19 protein-coding genes are annotated in these 20343 nt (G+C 74.1%); 9 read left to right on the forward strand and 10 right to left on the reverse strand.

The window, feature by feature from the left end; translation table 11 throughout:
• The first annotated feature begins 13 nt into the window (after positions 1 to 13).
• The 7 genes from rnpA (at position 14) to ACYVDA_RS01500 (ending at position 5302) form a co-directional block, all read left to right on the forward strand.
• Positions 14 to 421, forward strand: coding sequence for a ribonuclease P protein component (gene rnpA, locus ACYVDA_RS01470; RefSeq protein ID WP_460814176.1), 408 nt, complete (start codon positions 14 to 16; stop codon positions 419 to 421).
• Positions 418 to 726, forward strand: coding sequence for a membrane protein insertion efficiency factor YidD (gene yidD, locus ACYVDA_RS01475; protein WP_460814178.1), 309 nt, complete (start codon positions 418 to 420; stop codon positions 724 to 726). The genes rnpA and yidD overlap by 4 nt, the downstream gene beginning before the upstream one ends.
• 1 nt (position 727) lies before the next feature.
• Positions 728 to 1768, forward strand: coding sequence for a membrane protein insertase YidC (yidC, locus tag ACYVDA_RS01480; RefSeq protein WP_460814180.1), 1041 nt, complete (start codon positions 728 to 730; stop codon positions 1766 to 1768).
• A complete protein-coding gene (locus ACYVDA_RS01485) occupies positions 1769 to 2341 on the forward strand; it encodes a Jag family protein (protein WP_460814182.1) in 573 nt (190 codons plus the stop codon). It abuts the gene before it with no gap.
• 61 nt (positions 2342 to 2402) lie between these two features.
• Positions 2403 to 3014 carry a 16S rRNA (guanine(527)-N(7))-methyltransferase RsmG gene (rsmG, locus tag ACYVDA_RS01490; RefSeq protein WP_460814184.1) on the forward strand — a complete coding sequence of 204 codons (612 nt, stop codon included), beginning with the start codon at positions 2403 to 2405 and terminating at the stop codon, positions 3012 to 3014.
• Positions 3015 to 3173: 159 nt separating this feature from the next.
• Entirely contained in the window at positions 3174 to 4244 is a 1071-nt protein-coding gene (locus ACYVDA_RS01495; protein WP_460814186.1) for a ParA family protein, read from the forward strand.
• On the forward strand, positions 4241 to 5302 hold the full coding sequence (locus ACYVDA_RS01500) for a ParB/RepB/Spo0J family partition protein (RefSeq protein WP_460814188.1): 1062 nt from the start codon (positions 4241 to 4243) through the stop codon (positions 5300 to 5302). The genes ACYVDA_RS01495 and ACYVDA_RS01500 overlap by 4 nt, the downstream gene beginning before the upstream one ends.
• Positions 5303 to 5582: 280 nt before the next feature.
• Here the strand turns inward: ACYVDA_RS01500 and ACYVDA_RS01505 are convergent, their stop codons facing one another.
• Positions 5583 to 6374, reverse strand: a complete 792-nt coding sequence (locus ACYVDA_RS01505) for a lysophospholipid acyltransferase family protein (RefSeq protein WP_460814190.1) — start codon at positions 6372 to 6374, stop codon at positions 5583 to 5585.
• A gap of 46 nt (positions 6375 to 6420) precedes the next feature.
• Between ACYVDA_RS01505 and ACYVDA_RS01510 the strand changes: the two genes are divergently transcribed.
• The gene (locus tag ACYVDA_RS01510; RefSeq protein WP_460814193.1) at positions 6421 to 7638 is read left to right on the forward strand and encodes a pyridoxal phosphate-dependent aminotransferase; all 1218 of its coding nucleotides are present in this window, start codon (positions 6421 to 6423) and stop codon (positions 7636 to 7638) included.
• Between the two features lie 20 nt (positions 7639 to 7658).
• A complete protein-coding gene (locus ACYVDA_RS01515; protein WP_460814196.1) occupies positions 7659 to 8330 on the forward strand; it encodes a GNAT family N-acetyltransferase in 672 nt (223 codons plus the stop codon).
• 85 nt (positions 8331 to 8415) lie between these two features.
• Here ACYVDA_RS01515 and ACYVDA_RS01520 read toward each other — a convergent pair whose 3' ends face one another.
• The 9 genes from ACYVDA_RS01520 to ACYVDA_RS01560 all read right to left on the reverse strand — a co-directional run bounded on the left by ACYVDA_RS01520 (position 8416) and on the right by ACYVDA_RS01560 (position 20335).
• Entirely contained in the window at positions 8416 to 9591 is a 1176-nt protein-coding gene (locus ACYVDA_RS01520) for an N-acetylmuramoyl-L-alanine amidase (protein ID WP_460814198.1), read from the reverse strand.
• Between the two features lie 53 nt (positions 9592 to 9644).
• Positions 9645 to 9971 (reverse strand): thioredoxin, encoded by a 327-nt coding sequence (trxA, locus tag ACYVDA_RS01525; RefSeq protein WP_460814200.1) that lies wholly within the window; start codon positions 9969 to 9971, stop codon positions 9645 to 9647.
• Positions 9972 to 10059: 88 nt separating this feature from the next.
• Positions 10060 to 11073 carry a thioredoxin-disulfide reductase gene (trxB, locus tag ACYVDA_RS01530; RefSeq protein WP_460814202.1) on the reverse strand — a complete coding sequence of 338 codons (1014 nt, stop codon included), beginning with the start codon at positions 11071 to 11073 and terminating at the stop codon, positions 10060 to 10062.
• A gap of 169 nt (positions 11074 to 11242) precedes the next feature.
• Positions 11243 to 12115 carry a transglutaminase-like domain-containing protein gene (locus tag ACYVDA_RS01535; protein ID WP_460814204.1) on the reverse strand — a complete coding sequence of 291 codons (873 nt, stop codon included), beginning with the start codon at positions 12113 to 12115 and terminating at the stop codon, positions 11243 to 11245.
• A gap of 117 nt (positions 12116 to 12232) precedes the next feature.
• Positions 12233 to 13291, reverse strand: coding sequence for a hypothetical protein (locus ACYVDA_RS01540; protein ID WP_460814206.1), 1059 nt, complete (start codon positions 13289 to 13291; stop codon positions 12233 to 12235).
• A gap of 169 nt (positions 13292 to 13460) precedes the next feature.
• Positions 13461 to 14216, reverse strand: coding sequence for an RNA polymerase sigma factor SigM (gene sigM / locus ACYVDA_RS01545; protein WP_460814209.1), 756 nt, complete (start codon positions 14214 to 14216; stop codon positions 13461 to 13463).
• Positions 14213 to 16198, reverse strand: a complete 1986-nt coding sequence (locus tag ACYVDA_RS01550; protein ID WP_460814211.1) for a protein kinase family protein — start codon at positions 16196 to 16198, stop codon at positions 14213 to 14215. Before ACYVDA_RS01550 ends, sigM begins: the two co-directional genes overlap by 4 nt.
• A gap of 112 nt (positions 16199 to 16310) precedes the next feature.
• Positions 16311 to 18080, reverse strand: a complete 1770-nt coding sequence (gene murJ, locus ACYVDA_RS01555; protein ID WP_460814213.1) for a murein biosynthesis integral membrane protein MurJ — start codon at positions 18078 to 18080, stop codon at positions 16311 to 16313.
• Entirely contained in the window at positions 18077 to 20335 is a 2259-nt protein-coding gene (locus ACYVDA_RS01560) for a hypothetical protein (RefSeq protein WP_460814215.1), read from the reverse strand. The genes murJ and ACYVDA_RS01560 overlap by 4 nt, the downstream gene beginning before the upstream one ends.
• Positions 20336 to 20343 lie beyond the last annotated feature (8 nt).

The raw sequence follows: 20343 nt of genomic DNA on the forward strand, positions 1-20343 counted from the left end.
ACGCGCATCCGGCGTGCTCCCTCCTCGCCACCGCCTGACCTCGCCCGCTGACTTCCGAGACGTCGTCCGATCCGGACGACGTGCCGGTGGTCGCACGCTGGTCGTGCACCTGCGCGCCGACCAGGCGCCGCAGGACGACACCACCCGGCCGGCCCAGCCGAGCCGGGTCGGTTTCGTGGTGTCCAAGGCCGTGGGCAACGCCGTGGTGCGCAACCGGGTGAAGCGCCGACTGCGTCACCTCGCGCTCGCCCGCCTGGGGCACCTGCCCGGCGGGAGCCGCCTGGTGGTGCGCGCCCTGCCGCCGTCGGCCGCCTCGGCGTACGCCGACCTGGGGGCCGACCTCGACCGCTGCCTGACCAAGGTCGGGGTCGCCGGCGTCCTCGAGGCCACGGAGGCTCACGAGCCGGTGGGCGCCCCGTGAGGGCCGCCGAGGTCGCGCTGCTGGTGCCGCGGGCACTCCTGGCGCTCCTGCGCCTGCTCGGGCGGGGCGTCCAGCTCGCGCTCGTCGGGCTGCTCAAGGCCTACCGCTTCGCGATCAGCCCCCTCTACGGCCAGGTGTGCCGCTACCACCCGACCTGCTCGGCGTACGCCCTGGAGGCGGTCACCTCCCACGGTGCGGCCCGGGGCAGCTGGTTGGCCCTCCGCCGGATCCTGCGCTGCCACCCCTGGGCGCTGGGCGGCTACGACCCCGTCCCCCCGCACGTCGAGATGACTCGAGGAGTCTGAAGTGTCCACCCTCAGCGATATCGGCGGCTTCATCCTGTCGCCGCTGTACTTCCTGGTCAGCGCGGTCATGCTGGGCTGGCACCAGGTCTTCGGCGCCGTCTTCGGCGCCACCTCGGGTGCGTCCTGGGCCCTGTCGATCATCGGCCTGACCCTGGTCATCCGGGCCCTGCTGATCCCGCTGTTCGTCAAGCAGATCAAGTCCAGCCGCAACATGCAGCTGCTCCAGCCGAAGGTGAAGGAGCTGCAGAAGAAGTACGGCCACGACCGGGAGCGTCTCGCCCAGGAGACGATGAACCTCTACCGGGAGACCAAGACCAACCCGCTGGCCTCCTGCCTCCCGCTGATCATCCAGATGCCGATCTTCATCGCGCTGTTCCGGCTGATCGACCAGGCGGCCAAGAACGGCTCCGGCCGCGGGCTGCTCTCGGACACCGAGGCCAAGGTGCTGCGTGACGCCGAGCTGTTCGGCGGTCCGATCTCCTCGAGCTTCACCAACTCCGGCGGCCACGTCGCCGTGCAGGTCCTCGCCGCGATCCTGGTCGTCGCGATGACGCTGACGACCTTCCTCACCCAGCGTCAGCTGATGAGCAAGAACATGCCCGCCGACGCACTCAGCGGTCCCTACGCCCAGCAGCAGAAGCTGCTCCTCTACGTGCTCCCGCTCGTCTTCGCCGTGGGCGGCATCGCGTTCCCGATCGGGGTGCTCCTGTACTGGACCACCTCGAACCTGTGGACCATGGGCCAGCAGTTCTACGTCATCCGCAACAACCCCGCGCCCAACACCGAGGCGTTCCGCGCCAAGGAGAAGCGCGACGCCGAGAAGCGCAAGCGCCACGGTGAGCCGGACCCCGCCCCCGGGACCCTGGCCACCGACGCCGGCACGGTGATCACACCCGAGCCGCCGCGCCCCGCTCAGCGCCAGCAGCCACGCAAGCAGCCGCGATCGCAGCGCAAGAAGGGTCCCGGGCAGCAGCAGCAACAGCCCAGGCAGCCCGGCAAGCCTGCGGACGGTGCGCCCCAGGACGACCAGGAAGAGAAGTAGATGAGCGACCACAGCACCGACCAGACCACCGAGCACGACGACGTCGACACCGCGGCCGGGTCGACCGAGTCCCAGACCCGGGACGCTCCCGCCTCGGGCAGCGACCGGCCCTCGCGCCGGGCGCGCCTGGAGCAGGAGGGCGAGATCGCGGCCGACTACCTCGAGGAGCTCCTCGAGATCACCGACCTCGACGGTGACCTGGACATGGACGTCGAGGGCGACCGCGCCACCGTCTCCATCGTCGGCGCCCGCCTCCCCGCGCTGATCGGGCGCCAGGGCGAGGTGCTCGAGGCCCTGCAGGAGCTCACCCGTCTGGCGGTGTTCCGGGAGACCGGCGAGCGCTCGCGCCTGATGCTGGACGTGAGCGGCCACCGCTCGGAGCGGCGTACGGCGCTGGAGCAGCAGGCCGCCGACGTGATCGCCCAGGTGCGGGAGTCCGGCGAGCAGGTCTCGCTCGAGCCGATGTCGCCGTTCGAGCGCAAGGTCGTGCACGACGCCGTCGCTGCCGCGGGGCTGTCCTCGGAGTCCGAGGGTGCCGAGCCGCGTCGCTACGTCGTGGTCCTCCCGTCGTGACCCGGGTGTCATGACCGACGTTCCACGTGAAACACCCCCCGCGCCGGACTCGGCCCGGGGGGTGTTCGGCTCCACCCTCCCCCGCGCCGAGGCGTACGCCGACCTGCTGGCCACCCAGGCGACCCTCCGGGGCCTGATCGGTCCGCGCGAGGTCCCTCGGCTGTGGGAGCGCCACCTCCTCAACTGCGCCGTGGTCACGGACCTGGTGCCGCAGGGGTCGACCGTCGCCGACATCGGCAGCGGGGCCGGGCTGCCCGGGCTGGTGATGGCGATCCGTCGACCCGATCTCGAGATCACGCTGGTCGAGCCCCTGCTGCGGCGCACCACCTTCCTGGAGGAGGCCGTCGAGCAGCTCCGGCTGGAGAACGTGGTCGTCCACCGTGGTCGCGCCGAGGAGCTCGGACCCGACGCGGCGTACGACGTGGTGACCTCGCGGGCGGTCGCCCCGATGGACCGGCTCGCCCGCTGGTCGCTCCCCCTGGTGCGCCCCGGTGGCCTGTTCCTGGCCATGAAGGGCTCCTCGGTCGAGGACGAGCTGCGGGAGGCCCGGAAGGTCGTGGAGCGCCTCGGCGGCGCGGACACCTCGGTCCACCGGCTCGGTGAGGACCTCCTGGAGCACCCGGTCACCGTGGTGCGGATCAAGCGGGTCAACGTCCGGCGTGCCCGGGTCTGAGCCGCCGAGCGGACCACGTAGTCTCAGGTGGTTCCTCCGACTCGCGCAGAGTTATCCACCGATGGGTGCGGGCCGGTTGAGCGCAACCGTCCACAGACAGGCCCCGGTTTTCCACAGGTAGGGCCTGTTTCACGTGAAACTGACTGCGAGGACAGCGACGTGAACACCACCCCCGGCTCATCCCTCGGTTCACCCATGGCGGTCGGCTCCCACGACCACCAGAACCCGGGCGAGACGGCCCGCGGTCCGGTCCGGACCGCTGCGGACCTGGCCGGCGACGGCCCCCGCTACGACGGGTCCACCCCGCTGGCCCGGGCGATCGAGCGGCAGCTGCTGGTGCGTCAGGGTCGGCGTCACGACGACCCGCTCCCCCGTCCGGACCAGACCCGGGTGATGGTGGTGGCCAACCAGAAGGGCGGCGTCGGCAAGACCACGACCGCCGTGAACATGGCGGCCGCCCTGGCCCAGCACGGGCTGCGAGTGCTCGTGGTCGACCTCGACCCCCAGGGCAACGCCTCCACCGCGCTCGGGGTCGAGCACCACCGCGGCACGCTGTCGTCGTACGACGTGCTCGTCGACGGCGTCCCCCTCGTCGAGGCGGTGCAGCCACACCCGACCATCCCCGGTCTGTTCGTCGTGCCCGCGACCATCGACCTGGCCGGCGCCGAGATCGAGCTGGTCAGCGTCGTCGCCCGCGAGAGCCGGCTGCGTCGCGCGCTCGCCGCGCACCCGCTCGTGCACGGGGAGGGCGAGGACCGGTTCGACTACGTGCTCGTGGACTGCCCGCCGTCGCTGGGGCTGCTCACCCTCAACGCCCTCGTGGCCGGGGTGGAGATGCTGATCCCGATCCAGGCCGAGTACTACGCCCTCGAGGGTCTGGGCCAGCTGCTCGAGACCGTCGAGATGGTGCGCACGCACCTCAACCAGGACCTGGTGGTCAGCACCATCCTGATCACGATGTTCGACTCCCGCACCAACCTGGCGGCCGGCGTCGCCTCCGAGGTGCGCGAGCACTTCAGCGACCAGGTGCTCCGGACCGCCATCCCGCGCTCGGTGCGGGTCTCGGAGGCCCCCAGCTACGGGCAGAGCGTGATCACCTACGACCCCGGCTCCCCCGGTGCGCTGAGCTACCTGGAGGCAGCCAAGGAGCTCGCCCTCCGCGCGCAGGTGTCGCACGGAGCCCACGCCCGTCCGTTCGACGCGGCCGCGGCCGCTGGAGGTGCCCGATGAACCAGCCCGTGCAGCGTCGTGGCCTCGGCCGTGGCCTCGGCTCCCTGATCCCCACCGCACCCCCGGCCCAGCAGGAGCCGTACGCCGACTCCGGGTCGGCGTACGGGTCCGCGGCGATGGGGGCCGCGTCCGGTGCCGGTGGCGTGGGCGACAACGGCGGTCTCCGCGCCGCGTCGGCCCCCGCGGCCACCCCGGCCGTCGAGGAGCCCGTCGAGGTGTCCGGTGCCTACTTCGCCGAGCTCCCGGTCGGCTCGATCGTCCCCAACGCCCGTCAGCCGCGCGAGGTCTTCGACGCCGACGCGATGTCGGAGCTGGTGCACTCGGTGAAGGAGATCGGGCTGCTCCAGCCCATCGTCGTGCGCCGCACCGGTCAGGACGAGGCCGGCGACCCGACGTTCGAGCTGATTATGGGCGAGCGCCGGTGGCGCGCCACCCAGGAGGCCGGGCTGCACGTGATCCCGGCGATCGTGCGTCAGACCGGCGACGACGCCATGCTGCGCGACGCGCTCCTGGAGAACCTGCACCGCTCCCAGCTCAACCCGCTGGAGGAGGCGGCGGCCTACCGGCAGCTGCTCGACGACTTCGGGTGCACCCACGACGAGCTGGCCGGTCGCATCGGTCGCAGCCGGCCCCAGATCAGCAACACGCTGCGCCTGCTCAACCTCTCCCCCGCCGTGCAGCGCCGCGTCGGCGCCGGCGTCCTGTCCGCCGGCCACGCCCGCGCGCTGCTGGGGGTCTCCGACCCGGGGGCGCAGGACCGGCTCGCCAGCAAGGTCGTCTCCGAGGGCATCTCCGTGCGCGGCCTCGAGGAGATCGTGGCCGTCGGCGACCACGGCGACACCGAGGACGCGGACGGCGTCAAGGTGCGCCCCGCCCGCCCCAGCGCCCCCGGCCTGGCCGAGCTCAACGACCGTCTCAGCGACCGTCTCGACACTCGCGTCAAGGTCACCCTGGGTCGTTCCAAGGGCAAGATCGCGATCGAGTTCGCCTCGCTGACCGACCTGGAGCGCATCGTGGCCGTGATCGACCCCCGGAACCGGGAGGACCGGCCAATCTGAGCGGCGTACGACGACGCCCCCGGTACCCACCACGTGGGTGCCGGGGGCGGTCGTCATCCGGCGCGCCCTGGCCACACATTTGTGTAGTAGATGCAGTGTGGTGGGACCGATCGGGTGCAACTGCTACACAAAAGTGTGGGTGTCGCGCCCGGAATCGAGTCACTGGCTGCCTCCGCTACACATTTGTGTGGCGACTGCAGCATCCCGAGCCGGATCGGGTGCAACTGCTACACAAAAGTGTGGGCGTTGCAGCCCGGTCAGGTGCAGTACGCCGAACCCCTCAGCCCGCGGGGTCGGTGCGGCCGGGCTCGTCGGTGCCGGAGCTGCGCCGGCGGGCGGCGCGGCGGGTCTTCTCCTCCTCGTCGAGGCGGGCGGCCTCGTCGGGGGTGGGGGCGGAGCCGCCGCGGGAGGCGGGGAGCCACCAGGAGCCGGGGGGCTGCTGGTCGGCGGGGTAGGCGTCGATCGCCTCCCCGACCAGGACCTCGAGGCGGCGGCGGAGCTCCTTGGTCTCGGCCACGGGGTCCTCGCCGGTGGGGTGCATCGGCTCCCCCACGCGGATGCCGATGGTCTTGCCGCGGGAGAGGTCGCGCGGGTGGTCCTTGGTCATCAGGCGCTGGGTGCCCCACAGGGCGACCGGGATGAGCGGCACTCTGGCCTCGGCCGCGATCCGGGTGGCGCCGGACTTGAGCTCCTTGACCTCGAAGGAGCGCGAGATGGTGGCCTCGGGGAAGATCCCGACGACCTCGCCGGCCTGGAGGTAGCGCAGCGCCTCGTCCATCGAGGCGCCCCCGTCGGCGCGGTCGACGGAGATGTGGTGCATCGAGCGCATCACCGGGCCGCCGACCTGGTGGTCGAAGACCTCGCGCTTGGCCATGAAGCGCACCAGCCGCCGCGAGGGGTGGGCGGCGAACCCGCCGAGGATGAAGTCGACGTACGACACGTGGTTGAAGGCGAGCAGCGCGCCGCCGGTCCGCGGGACCTGCTCGGTGCCGTGGAGCTGGAAGTCCAGGCCCAGCACCCGGAACAGGGTCTTGGCGGTGACGATGATCGGCGGGTAGGTGAGGTCTCGCACGGGGTCATGGTGCCACGGGGGCGTCGGCGTCTGGGAGGATCTCGCCATGCGCCCCATCGTGCAGAGCAAGAAGCTCCAGAACGTGCGGTACGACGTCCGCGGACCCATCCTGGTCGAGGCCCAGCGCCTGGAGGCCGAGGGTCACAAGATCCTCAAGCTCAACATCGGCAACCCGGCGCCGTTCGGCTTCGAGGCGCCCGAGGCGATCGTCGCCGACATGGTGCACAACCTGCCCGAGGCCCAGGGCTACTCCGACTCCCGCGGGATCTACTCCGCCCGCACCGCGGTGGCGCAGTTCTACCAGTCCCGCGGCCTGCGCGACGTGGTCGTGGACGACGTCTTCATCGGTAACGGCGTCTCCGAGCTGATCTCGCTGGTGCTCCAGGCCTTCCTCGACGACGGCAACGAGGTGCTGGTGCCGGCCCCGGACTACCCGCTGTGGACCGGCGCGGTCTCGCTCTGCGGGGGCACCCCGGTGCACTACCGCTGCGACGAGGAGGACGGGTGGAACCCCGACCTCGCCGACATCGAGGCCAAGGTGACGCCCGCGACCAAGGCGATCGTCATCATCAACCCCAACAACCCCACGGGCGCCGTCTACAGCGAGGAGACGGTCAAGGGGCTGGTCGACATCGCGCGGCGCCACGAGCTGGTCGTGATGAGCGACGAGATCTACGAGAAGATCCTGTTCGACGACGCGGTGCACCACCACAGCGCGACGTACGCCGGCGACGACGTGCTCTGCCTGACCTTCAGCGGGCTGTCCAAGGCCTACCGGGTGTGCGGCTACCGCTCGGGGTGGGTGATGGTCTCGGGGCCGCGGCACCTGGCGGCGGACTTCCTGGAGGGGCTGACGCTGCTGGCCAACATGCGGATGTGCGCCAACGTGCCCGCCCAGCACGCGATCCAGACCGCGCTGGGCGGCTACCAGTCCATCAACGAGTACATCGGGCCCGGTGGGCGCTTCTACGAGCAGTCCAAGACCGCCTCCCGCCTGCTCAACGAGATCCCGGGGGTGAGCTGCGTGGAGCCGCGCGGGGCGCTCTACTGCTTCCCCCGCCTGGACCCCGAGGTCTACCCGATCGAGGACGACGAGAAGTTCGTGATCGACCTGCTCCGGGCCAAGAAGATCCTGGTCACCCACGGCACCGGCTTCAACTGGTTCGCGCCCGACCACTTCCGCCTGGTCACCCTGCCCGACCTGGAGACGCTGACCGAGGCGATCGGTCGGATCGCCGACTTCCTCGCGACCCGGCGTCGCTGAGGCGACGTAGCATCGGGCTCATGGCCCGCAAGATCGAGCGCCTGACCCTGGACCACCTCGAGGACCTCCCCGGGGCGTGCTCCGGGTGCGTCTTCTGGGAGCTGGACCCCGTGCGCCGCAGCAAGGTCTGCGGTCACGAGGCCGAGGAGAAGGCGGCCTGGTTCTCCGAGGTCCTGCGGGAGTGGGGCTCGTGCGGCCGGGTCGCGCTGGTCGACGGCGTCGTGGTGGGCCACCTGGTGTGGGCTCCCCCGGTCTACGTGCCGTCCTCGGGCGGCTTCGCGACCGCACCGGTCAGCGCCGACGCGGTGCTGCTGACCACGGCGCACGTCGAGGCCGAGCACCGCGGCGGCGGGCTGGGTCGGATGCTGGTGCAGGGGATGGCCAAGGACCTGGTGCAGCGCGGGGGCGTCAAGGCCGTCGAGGCGTTCGGCGACACCCGCGGTCGCACGGGGCACTGCGTCGTACCGGCCGACTTCCTGCTGGCCGTGGGGTTCTCAACGCACCGCGCCCACGCGGTGAACCCGCGGATGCGGATGGACCTGCGCACGACGCTGAGCATCCGCGACGAGCTGGAGCGGGGGCTGGAGCGCCTGCTGGCGCCGGTGCGCCACCGCCCGCACCCGGTCCCGCAGCCCCACGTGGCCGCGCCGCCGACGCAGGGACTGGGACGACAGACCGACAAGCCGATCTGACGACACGTCGCTTTGTCGACTTGTCGACCCATCACTGGAAGCGCGCAGATGGGGTGTGCTTCCACATCGCCCGTGGCCTGGGGCCCTAGCCGGCGGTGAAGCTGCGCCGCAGCGTGCGCACGTCGAGCAGGCCGGTGGCGGTGTCGACCTCGGGGGAGAGGTAGTAGCGCTGGATCGAGGCGACGACGGCCTCGGCCAGGGCGTCGCGGAAGGCGGCGTCGCGCAGCCGGGTCGCGTCCTCGGCGTTGCTCAGGTAGCCCGCGTCCAGGCGCACGGCCGGCATCCGGGTCAGGCGCAGCAGCTCCCAGGTCTTGGGGTGCCAGCGCAGGTCGACCTGGCCGGTGCGGGCCACGACCTCGCGCTGCACGAGCCCGGCGAAGCGCTCCCCGGCCGAGGACCAGGTGGAGTGGTGGGTGTCCCCGAAGAAGTACGCCGCCGCGCCCGCCGCGTCCGGGTTGGCCGAGGCCTCCAGCGCCAGCGAGACCACCAGGTCGGCGCCGGTGCGGTTGGCGAAGTCGGCCCGGTCGGCCTCCTCGCGCGGCGCGGACGCCCACCGGGGCGTGGTCAGGAACGCCTGCACGCCGATGGCCACGAGGCGACCCTCGACCCGGCCGGCGAGGTCGTGCAGGATCGCGTCGTTGTCCGCCGCCAGCTCCTCGGGGAGGTGGTGACCGCGGCCGACGTCGATGACGACGGTCTTGCCACCCAGGTGCGGGCCCGCCTGGCGGACCTGCTCCTCGGCGCGGAGGGTGTTGGGGGCCCCGCCACGCACGATCGGGGACAGGCGGCCCAGGGCCTTGAGGGTGGCCGGGCCGCAGGTGCCGTCGGGCGGGATGCCGACGTTGCGCTGGAAGTCGCGCAGCCCCGACTCGGTCTCGGGCCCGAAGTAGCCGTCGACGCGGCCCACCCCGAAGCCGAGGTCGAGCAGGCGGCCCTGGAGGGCGTAGACGTCGTCGCCGACGATCAGCCGGGCCGGCCGGTGGGTGAGGATGCGGTCCCCGAGCTGCCAGCGGGCCTCGTCGAGGCGACGGAAGGTCAGCGGGCCGACGATGCCGTCGACGGTGAGCCCGCGCTGCTGCTGGAAGGCGCGCACGGCCAGCTCGACGCGGTCGTCGTACGTCGCGGAGCGGGTGTCGGCACCGCTCGAGGGCGGGAGGCCGTCCGGGGACGCCAGATCGCCCAGATGGCCGGTCCGCTGGAGCAGACCGACGATCTGGGCGACGGCGGGCCCGGTGTCACCGAGCCGGAAGACGGGATTCACGCCAGCGACTGTAACGCCCTCGCGCGTCCCGCCCTGACGGGCAGGAGCTCGCCTCAGGCGATGAAGTCCGCGAGCTCCCTGAGCAGCGCGGCCTTCGGGCGGGCGCCGACGATCTGCTTCACGACCTCGCCGCCCTGGTAGACGTTGAGGGTCGGGATGCCGTTGACGCGGTACGTCGAGGGGGTGACGGGGTTCTCGTCGACGTTCATCTTGACGAAGGTCACCTTGTCGCCGTGCTCGGCGTTGAGCTCGTCGAGGATCGGGCCGACCTGGCGGCACGGGCCGCACCACTCGGCCCAGAAGTCGACGAGCACGGGCTTGTCGGACTTCAGGACCTCGGTCTCGAAGTTGTCGTCGGTCACGGCCTTGAGGTCGCTCATGGGTGCTCCTTCATCTGCAGAGGACTAGGGGTGGTGGTTCTGGGGGTGGAACACCGACCGGGTGGCAGGCATTCCGTGGCGGGCGGGGTCAGGCCCCGGCGCCGACCGTGGCCGCGCCCGCGGAGGTGATCTGGGCGAAGTCGAGGTCGGCGAGGAAGCGCTCGGCGTCCAGGGCGGCCGCGCAGCCGGTGCCGGCGGCGGTGATGGCCTGGCGGTAGCTGTGGTCGACCAGGTCACCGCAGGCGAAGACCCCGGAGACGTTGGTGCGGGTCGAGGGCGCGTCGACGAGGACGTAGCCCTCGTCGTCGAGACGGACCTGGCCGTGCAGCAGCTCCGAGCGCGGGTCGTGGCCGATCGCGACGAACAGGCCGGTCGCGTCGAGCTCGCGGGTCTCGCCGGTCTCGGTGTCGCGCAGGGTCACGCCGGTGACCTTGTCGTCGCCGTGGATCGCGGCGATCTCGGAGTTCCAGGCGAACTCGATCTTGGGGTCGGCGTACGCCCGCTCCTGCATGATCTTGGAGGCGCGCAGCTCGCCGCGGCGGTGGATCAGGGTGACCTTGGAGCCGAAGCGGGAGAGGAAGGTGGCCTCCTCGATGGCGGAGTCGCCGCCGCCGACGACCGCGATGTGCTGCTCGCGGAAGAAGAAGCCGTCGCAGGTGGCGCACCAGCTGACGCCGTGGCCCGAGAGGCGGTCCTCGTCGGGCAGGCCCAGCTTGCGGTAGCCCGAGCCGGTGGCCAGGATCACCGCGCGGGCGGAGAAGGTGCCCTCGGCGGTGGTGACGACCTTGGTCTCGCCGGTCAGGTCGAGCTCGACCACGTCGTCGGCGACCAGCTCGGCGCCGAAGCGCTCGGCCTGGGCGCGCATCTCGTCCATCAGGGCCGGGCCCTGGATGCCCTCGCGGAAGCCGGGGAAGTTCTCGACCTCGGTGGTGTTCATCAGCGCGCCGCCGGCCGTGACCGAGCCCTCGAAGACCAGGGGACGCAGGTTGGCGCGGGCGGCGTAGACCGCTGCGGTGTAGCCGGCCGGACCCGAGCCCACGATGATCACGTCGCGGATCTCGGTGTCGGATCCGGCGCTGGTCGAGGCGGTCTGGTCGGTCACGGTGGCTCCATCTGGGTCGGGTGCGGCGTACGAGGGCGTCAACAGATCCTAGGGGCGCGACATTCCGGGGACCGGGTGACCTGGGTGACCTGGGCGACGTGGGTGACCCTGGCCACGTGGTTGCACGTGAAACCACCCGGCGGGTCGACCCCGGCGCGGGTGCGGGGGATCACCCCAGGGCGACCAGGCGGGTGAGGTCGTCGGCGGGCAGGGCCGGGGAGGCGGTGGCGTCGACCCGCATCGTGCTCAGGTCGGCCCGACCGGACTGCACGGTGAGGAAGGCGGTGTCGGAGGCGTCGCGGCCGGTCGCGATCCGGACGAGGGTGTCGCGGGGGGCCAGCGTGGTGGCGTCGACCGCGCACCAGCGGCCGTCGATGGCCGCCTCGACGACGGCGTGGAAGTCCATCGGGGACAGCCCCGGGGCGTAGACGGCCACCAGCCGGGCCGGCACGTTGCGGGCCCGCAGCATCGCGATCACCAGGTGGGCGAAGTCGCGGCAGACCCCCTGGCGGGTCAGGAAGGTCTGGGTCGCCCCGTCGGTGGGCCGGCTCGAGCCGCTCACGTAGTAGAGCTGCGTGCCCACCCAGGAGCTGACCGCGTCGAGCAGCTCCTTGCCCTCCAGGGAGGAGAACTCCGCCCAGGCCGTCGGGCCGAGCTCGTCGGACTCGGCGTAGCGGCTGGGACGCCGGTAGACGATGTCGTCCACCGGGTCGACCAGGGCGGGCGCGGCGCGGCCGACCACCTCCGCGGCGTACGACATCCGCAGGCGGCCGGGGGGAGCGGTGCAGACGTGCAGGCGACCGCCGTCGGCGACCCGGATCTCGCGCACCTCCACCGGGGACCCGTCGACGGTGATCGTCAGCTGCTCCGAGGCGAGCCGGGGCTCTCCGGGGCCGTTGGTCCCGGCGGGACCCTCCTGCTGCGCCACCGCGACCGACCACACCAGCTCCGCGGTCTCGGTCACCTGCATCTCGACGGTCGAGGAGACGGTCCGGGTGGTGCTGCTGGTGGACGGGGTCTGGGCGGCGGGGCCGGAGGTCATGCGCCCGAGTGTGACGGAGCGGGACGGGCCGTGGCGAACGGGTCCCGCCCACCGGGCCGCGCGGGCGGCTGGCCGGGGTCGGACGGGTCTGCCAGCGTCGGACGGGGTCGACCGGTCTCAGCGGGGTGCGGCCACCCGGGCCGAGCGCAGCGGGCTGCGGCCGGTGCAGGACCAGGCGGTCGCGACCCGGCCGCCGTCGAGGACGGGGCCCACGACGAGGACGGCCGGACGGCCGTCGAGCAGGATCGCGCGGAGGTCGGAGCCGGGGGTGGTGCGCGGTGGGGTGCACCCGGCGTACGACGGGGCGGGGGTGCTGGGCACCGGGGCCGAGCCGCTCGTGGGCGTGGCACCGCCGGAGGGCGTGCCCGGCAGCCGACGTGCACCGGCACTCGTCCCCGAGCCGTCGCTGCTCGCGCCGGGCGAGCCGGTCGTGCCCGGGCCGAGGAGGGCGGTCACGTCCTGGGCGAAGGAGCGGGTGGACACGGTGGGGAGGGCCGAGGCCGTCCCCGTCCCCGACGCGGTCGTCCCGGGCGTGGCCGGCCCGGTGGGGGCGCCGGTGCCGGGGGCGACGCTCGGACTGCTCGGCGTGCTCCGGGCGTCGCTCGAGGTGGCGCTGCTCGCCGCGCTGGTGCCGGAGGCACCGCCGAACAGGCCTCCCGGGAGGCGGTGGGTCGCCGCCGCCACTCCGCCCGCACCGACGAGGACGACCGCGGCGGCCGCGGCGGCGAGGGCCCCGGACCTGCGGGGGGTCCGGGAGCCGTGGGTCCGACCGCGTCCGAGCCGTGACCGGCGGGTGCGTCGGTGCTCCGTCAGGTCGGCGGGCCCGGTGGACCCGGCCGAGGGCGTGGGCCCGGTGGACTCGGTGGGCGCGGTGGGGCCGGTCGACGACGTGGACCCGGCCGTCTCGGTGTCCTCGCTTGGTCCCACGGAGGCGGCGAGGCCCGACAGCGCGGCCAGGACGCCCTGGAGGCGTTCGAGGACCACGGCCGGCATCACCGGGTCGGCGGGCGTCGCTCCGTCAGCCGGACCGCCATCCGTCGCCGCGGCGTCGAGGGCGCCGACGGACCGCAGCAGGGCGCGGACGCGGGCCTGCTGCGGGTCGGTCCCGGCGTCGAGGTCCCGGTCGAGGTCGGGGTGCTGATCGGGACCGGAGGTGCCGGGGTCGGGCGTCGTCACGACGGCTCTCCTCCGGGGATCTGGCGCGCGCGGCACCCCGCGGCGGGGGACGGGGACACGGGGACGGGTGGGCGGTCGAGGGGCTCCCCGGGCCGCCCGAGGGGGCCCGTGGTGCCGGCCGCACCAGGGTGGGACGCGTCGCAGGACCGGGCGGTTCCCGTGGCGGCGCTCACGTCGGCTCCGGGCGGCGCGACGAGGCCGTCGACGTCGATGGCTCGGTCGGCCCGGTCGGCCCGGTCGGCCCGGGCGGACCGGTCGGCTCGGCTGGCTCGGGAGCGTCGACCAGGTCGGCCAGGAGCACGGCGAGCCGGGCCCGGCCGCGGGAGCACCGGCTCTTGACCGTGCCCGGGGGCACCCCGAGCACGGCGGCCGCCTCGGCCACGGGCAGCCCCTCGAGGTCGACCAGCACCAGCGCCGCCCCCTGGTCGGGCGGGAGCTGCGCCAGGGCACGGCGTACGCGGACGCGCACCTCCGTCGCGAGCAGCGCGACCTCGGGGTCGGCGACACGGGACGGCCCGGCCGGGCTGGTGACCAGACGACCCCGGGCCGCCTCGTCGTCCAGGTCGTCGGGCAGCGGCGAGGCGGCCCGGACCCGGTTGCGCCGCAGCCGGTCCAGGCACGCGTTGACCACGACGCGGTGCAGCCACGTGGTCACGGCGCTCTCGCCGCGGAACGACCCGGCCTGGCGGTACGCCGACACCAGGGCGTCCTGGAGCGCGTCGGCGGCGTCCTCGGGGTGACCCGTCGTGCGCAGCGCGACCGCCCACAGCCGGTCCCGGTGCCGCGTCACGAGGGAGGAGAACGCCTCGGGGTCACCACCGACGTGCGCGGCGAGCAGGTCGGCGTCGCTCCGGGATTCCTGGGGGCCGTCCTCCGCGAGATCGGCGCCACCGTCTCCCGGCCCGTCGGGCCCGTCGGGGGTCACGACCGGACCGTGATGGTGGCGACCTCTCCGCGGTAGCCGCCGGCCGCAGCCGGGAGCCGGGTCAGCCAGACGAGCACGTAGCGGGTCCGGGGCGTCGAGGTCAGCGCGACGCGGGCGCGGGTGCCGGCGCCCTGGCGCTCGCCGACCTTGTCGAACTGGTCGAGGCCGGTGGGGTAGTCGGTCACGCCGCTGGCCGCGGCGTACACCGAGAAGGAGGTGGGGGCGCCCACGAACCGGACGTCGACCGAGCCGACCTGCTGGTCCTTGCCCAGGTCCACGATCAGCCCGACGCCGTCCTTGAGGCCGCCCAGCGCGGGGTTGCCGCGGTAGGTCTTGGTCATCCAGGTCGTGCTCGGGTCGGAGTCGATCGCGTTGCGGACGGTCTCGGGGTTCTCGGTGGAGGGGGAGCCCTGCGGGTCGAAGTCGCGTACGCCGACCGCGCGCAGCGCCCGCCCGGTCGTGCTGGTGGCCGGCGTCGAGTCGGTGTCCTGGGTGCCGGTCGGCGTGCCCCCGGAGTCGCGGAGCTGGTGCAGCGCGACCAGGCCGGTGACCACCAGGACCAGCAGGAGCCCGACCGCCACGGCCGTGCGGAACCACCCGCGGCCCTCGCGGCCGGTGTGGACGGGCGGCGCGTCCTCGGCGCCGGACAGGGCCCAGAAGCCGGTCGTGCCGGGGCCCGTGGCGGGCTCGGCCGACGCGATCGCGCCCGAGGAGTCGCTGCCCCGGCGGGACCGGTCGTCCTCGGCGTACGCCGCCGCCGCGGCCCGCGCGGCCGCCGGGACGCGACGCTCGGTGCTGGCGAACAGGGGCCGCTCGGGGAGCTCCTCGAAGGGCGGGGGCGGCGGGGCCGCCTGGACCGGCGCCGCGAAGGAGTCGAGCGCGTCGGGGCTCTCCAGCGGCTCGCGCCGGATGGCGGTGTCCTCGGGGTCGACGGCCGCCGAGAGCTGGGTGGCGTAGGGGTCGTCGGCGTCGTCCGGAGGGGACTGGTGGGACCGGTCCTCGGGGCCCGCGTGGGCCACGGCCGGCGCCGCCGTGCCGACCACCATCGTCGGCTCGGGCTCGGGCTCGGGCGCGGCGTGGAGCCGGGGCTCGGCCCGGGACCAGCCCGCGAGGACCTCCGGCTCGGGCTCGGACGGGGCCGGCAGCGGCGGGACCTCGCTGTGCATCCCGGCCGCGTCGAGGGGCGCGGCCCGGGAGGGGTCGCCGACGTAGTCGGCCAGCGCCGCGGCGATCTCGTGGGCGGTCTCGATCGGCATCGCGTGCTGCGAGGCCTCCTGGTGCAGCACCCGGTCGCAGATCGCGTCGAGCGTGCGGGGCACGCCGGCGCGCACCTGGCGCGGGCGCAGCGGACGCCGGCTCTCGCGCGGGGCGGTCGGCACCCGCGAGGGGGCGACACCGGGCCAGCGGCCGGTCAGCGCGGCGTACAGCAGCCCGGCGAGGTCGATGACGTCGGCCTCGCGGGGGTCGAGGTCGCCGTACAGCGGGTCGACGGGCGGGGTGGGGACGAGGCTGGCGTCGACGACGTACCCGACGAGCTTGACCGCACCGGAGTCGGTGACCAGCACGGCCTCGGGGCGCAGCCGCCCGTGCGCCACTCCCTGGGCGTGGCCGTGCGCGATGGTCTCGGCCACCTCGAGGGTGAGCCAGGCGGCGCGGGAGGCCGGCAGGGTGCCGTGCTCGAGCATCGTGTCGAGGGAGATGCCCTCGCCCCACTCGTTGACCACCCAGGTGACGCCGTCGCGGTCGTCGGCGTCCAGGACGCGCAGGACGCGGGGGTCCGCGACGGTCGCCGAGCGGCGGGCGGCCTCCATCAGGCCGCCGGCGCGGGGGTCGTCGCTGGGGACGGCGTGGATGGCCACGTTGCGGGCCAGCACGGTGTCGGTGGCGCGCCAGAAGCAGGCGCCGTCCACGTCGCTGAGCAGGTCCTCGAGGCGGTAGCGACCCGAGAGGAGGGTGCCGGCGCCGATCGATCTGGTCGTCACGTGGCTCCTCCCTCGGTGGCGGTCCGCCTCGGCTCCGTCTGCTGGGTCGGCCACCATCGTAGGTGCCGGACGGCGGGACCACCGCTGTTCGGCACCGGGGCACCCGGCGCGTTCAGCGGCTCCGACCCCTCAGACGGCGGGTGACCACCGAGGTGACCTCGGAGACCTCGGTGAGCCGCAGCACCCGGGCCATCACGAGGTAGGTGGCCAGGAACGCCACGCCGACCACCGCGAGGTCCACCACCGCGGACAGCGTGCCGCGGCCGGGCACCACCGCGTGCACCAGCTCGCGGGCCCCCAGCCCGACGGCGGCGGTCAGGCCGGTGACGATGAGCAGGCGCACCCCGAAGCGGACCAGGCGGGCGCCGTCGAGGCCGCCGACGGTGCGCGACAGGACGACGTACGACGTGGCCGCCCCGACGGCGTACGAGCACGCGTAGGCGATCGTGAGCCGCGGCGCGGTCTGGGCCGGGCTCGCGCCGTGGGTCAGCACCAGGGCGGCGACGATGTTGGTGGCGGCGATCCCGCACTGGACGAAGAAGACCCGGCGGGTCTGCTCCAGGGCGTAGAACCCGCGCAGCAGCAGGTAGTGGGCGGTGAAGAGAATCAGGCCGATGCCGAACAGCGCGAGCGTGGGGGCGAAGTTGCCGTAGTCGCGCGCGGCGGCGCCGTACCCCCAGATCACGTGGGCCAGGTCGAGCGACATCAGGGAGAACAGCAGCGCCGCGGGCACCACCAGGGCGTACGCCGACCGTAGCGTCGAGGACACCGCCCGCCCGATCGCCCGCAGGTCGGCGTCGGCCGCGTGCCGCGAGAGCAGCGGCAGCATCGCGGTCGCCAGGGAGACCGTCACGATCGAGTGGGGGACCATCGTGAGCAGGTAGGAGTTGGAGTAGACGGTGTAGCCGGTGCCCTGACCGCCCGACCCGCCCGGGCCCGCCCCGGAGACCGTGCCGCGGCTGGCCAGGCGCACGACCACGGTGTACGCGACCTGGTTGACCACCACGAACAGCACCGTCCAGACCCCGAGCCGCAGGGTGTGACCCAGGCCGGCGCCGCGGAAGTCGAAGCGGGGACGCACCCGGAAGCCCGCCGAGCGCAGGTAGGGCACCAGCACGAGCAGCTGCACCACGATCCCGGCCGTCGAGCCCAGGCCCAGCAGCAGCTCGGCGCCGGAGCCGAAGCCGCCCTGGGCCTCCCCGCCCCGCGCCGGGCCGATCCAGACCAGGTAGGCGGCCAGCACCAGCACCGAGACCACGTTGTTGGCGATCGGGGCCCACATCATCGGGCCGAACCGGCCGCGGGAGTTCAGCACCTGCCCGACCAGCACGAACATGCCGTAGAAGAAGACCTGGGGCAGGCAGTAGCGCGCGAACGCGACCACCGAGGCGAGCTGCTCGGCGCGCTCGGGGGAGTAGAAGGCGTCGTCGAGGAAGAGCCGCATCAGCAGCGGGGCCCCGAGGACCAGCAGGACGGTCACCACGCCGAGGAACAGCGCGGCCAGCGTCATGATCCGGTTGGCGAAGGCCTCCCCGCCGTCGGCGTCGTTCTTCATCGACCGCACCAGCTGCGGCACCAGCACGGCGTTGACCACGCCGCCGGCCAGCAGGATGTAGAGCATGTTCGGCACCGTGTTGGCGATGTTGAACACGTCGGCGTGCAGGCCCACGCCCAGCGCGGCGGCCAGCAGGATGCCGCGCACGAAGCCCGACAGGCGCGACACGATCGTGCCCGCCGCCATCACCGCGCTCGAGCCGAGCAGGGAGCGGTTGCGGCCCCCGCCGGACGGCTCGCCGGCCGGTGTCCCGCCCGGTGTCGTCGTCGGTGTGGGGGCCGGCGTCTCGTCCGCCGTCCCGCTGGTCCTGCCGGTCGGTCCGGTCACTGCTGCTCCCTGGTGCGCCACCGGTGGTCCCGGACGCGCAGGACGATCCTGCGCAGGATCATGACCGCGAGCAGCGCGCCGCCCGCGACGATGACGAACCACACGGCCCGGCCCACCTGGCTGGTCCGCAGGCTGAAGGTGAGCGGGGTGCCGAGCACCTCGCCCTGGCTGGTGACGGGGTCGACGGTCACGTCGTGCACCCCCGACCGGCTGGTGACGTCCAGGCGCCGGGTCGCGCGCTCGCCCGGCTGCAGACGCACCGCGGGGGGGACGGCCACGCGCACGTCGGGGCTGTCGGCGCGGGCCCGCAGGCCGACGGTGATGGGCTGGCGGAGGCCGTTGACGATGCTGACCGTGACGATGCCCGAGCCCCCGGACAGGGTGTTGAAGTCGGTGCCGGTGACCTGCACGCGGTCCATCTGGCCGCGGGTGGCGGTGTCGAGGTCGCGGACCTGCTGGGCGGCGAAGTCCGGGGCCGGTCGGGCGTTGTACGACGCGGCCTGCAGCGCGGCCCCGACCAGCCGCTCGGTCACGTCGTTGGTGCTGGCCAGCAGGTGGCCCAGGGTGAAGCCGGTCAGGGTCAGGCTGCGCGCGGCGCTGATGTTGGCCGACGGCAGCTCGAGGCTGCGGGTCGAGGCGGGGTAGGCCAGCTTCCCGGCGTACGTCGTGGTGGGGTCGCGCGGCACCCCCTCGAGCCGGGTCCAGGCGGTCTGGAGCCCGCCGAACAGGTCGGCGGCGCGCCAGTCGGCCCCGGGGTCCCAGCGCGGCGGCAGCAGCACGGTGACCGCGCGCGGGTCCTGGTCGCCCTTCTCGGCCTCCAGGGCCGCCTCGGACAGGACGCGCTGGCGCAGGGCCAGGGCGCTCAGCGGGTCGCCGGGAGCGGGGCCGCCGGCGGAGGCGCGGTCGTCGCCCAGGACCAGCTCCTGCCCGGTGGCCACGCGGGAGGCGGTCGGGCTGGTCAGGCTGCCCCGGTCACCGAGGACGAGCGTGGTGCCGCGGCTCAGCCGGGAGACCAGCCCGGGGTCGAGGACCTCTTCGGGCGGCGCGACGACCGGGTCGCCGGAGAGGCCCCGGGCGTCCAGCCGCCGGCGGGCGATCGCCTGGGCGCGGTCGAGGAGGCCGGGCCCGTGGCGCAGCACCGCGGCGACGTCGGGGTCGGCGTACCCCAGGGCGAAGGTGTCCTGGGAGCCGATCGCGGTGACCAGCTCGCGCAGCAGCGTGGCGGCCCGCTCGCGGGTCGCCCGGTCGGGCGCGCCCCCCTGGGGAGCGGCGCCGGAGGAGCCGGTGCTGCCCGAGGAGGGGGACGGGGTCGAGCTCGGGCCGGACGAGGGGGACCCGGAGGAGGACGAGGACGGCTGGGGCGACGGTGATCCGGAGGAGCCGTCCTGACCGGCGCTCTCGGGACCCAGGGTCAGCGGCGGGTTGCCGCGTCCGACGTCGGCCAGGGCGTCCAGGACGGCGGGGTCGACCACCCAGCTCAGCGAGCCCGAGGGGGCCGTGGTCGCGAGGGCGCCCAGGCGGGAGAGCCGGCCCGAGGAGGAGGTCAGGTCGGCCCACCGGGTGATGCCGTTGAGGCTGCCGTCGGCGGCGCGGCGGGCGCGCTCGCGCAGGGGCAGCAGCACCCGGACCGGGACGGTGCGGGTCCGCTGGACCTCCTGACCGACCAGCGGGATGAAGGTGCGGGCCCGGCCGTCGGCGACCAGGTCACGGCCCTGCGGACCGGTGCCGAGCGCGTGGACGCCGATCCAGTAGACGCCGGGCGCGCCGGAGATCGGCAGCTGGGCCCGGCGCACGCGCAGGGTGAACGTGCGGGTGGCCCCCGGGGCCAGATCGCCCGCGGAGCCGGTCACCGAGTTCCCCACCAGCCGGTCGCCGACCGTCGTGGCGGGCTGCGTGGCGGCGGCCAGGGCGAGGTCGTCGCGGGTGGTGATGGGGGTGTCCGAGACGAAGGGCGAGAGCGTGACGTCGCTCCAGTCGTCGCTGCTGCGGTTGGTGACCCGGCCCGACAGCGTGATCACCCCGGAGCGCGGCACCGACGACGGGGTCAGCGAGGTGAGCGTGACGCTGAGGGGCGTGGTGGCCGCGGTGGTGTCGGCGGTGCTGGAACCGGTGCGGGCGACCTCGCTCGCCCGGGCGGCCGGGGAGGGGCCGACCGCCACGCCGACGGCCGCGAGCGCGACCGCGGCGAGCCCCGCGCCCGCCCTCCGCAGCGCCCCGGCCTCCCTCGTGGGGAGGACGGAGGAGGGGCGGGTCACGGCGGCAA

Source organism: Nocardioides korecus (genome assembly GCF_054778395.1).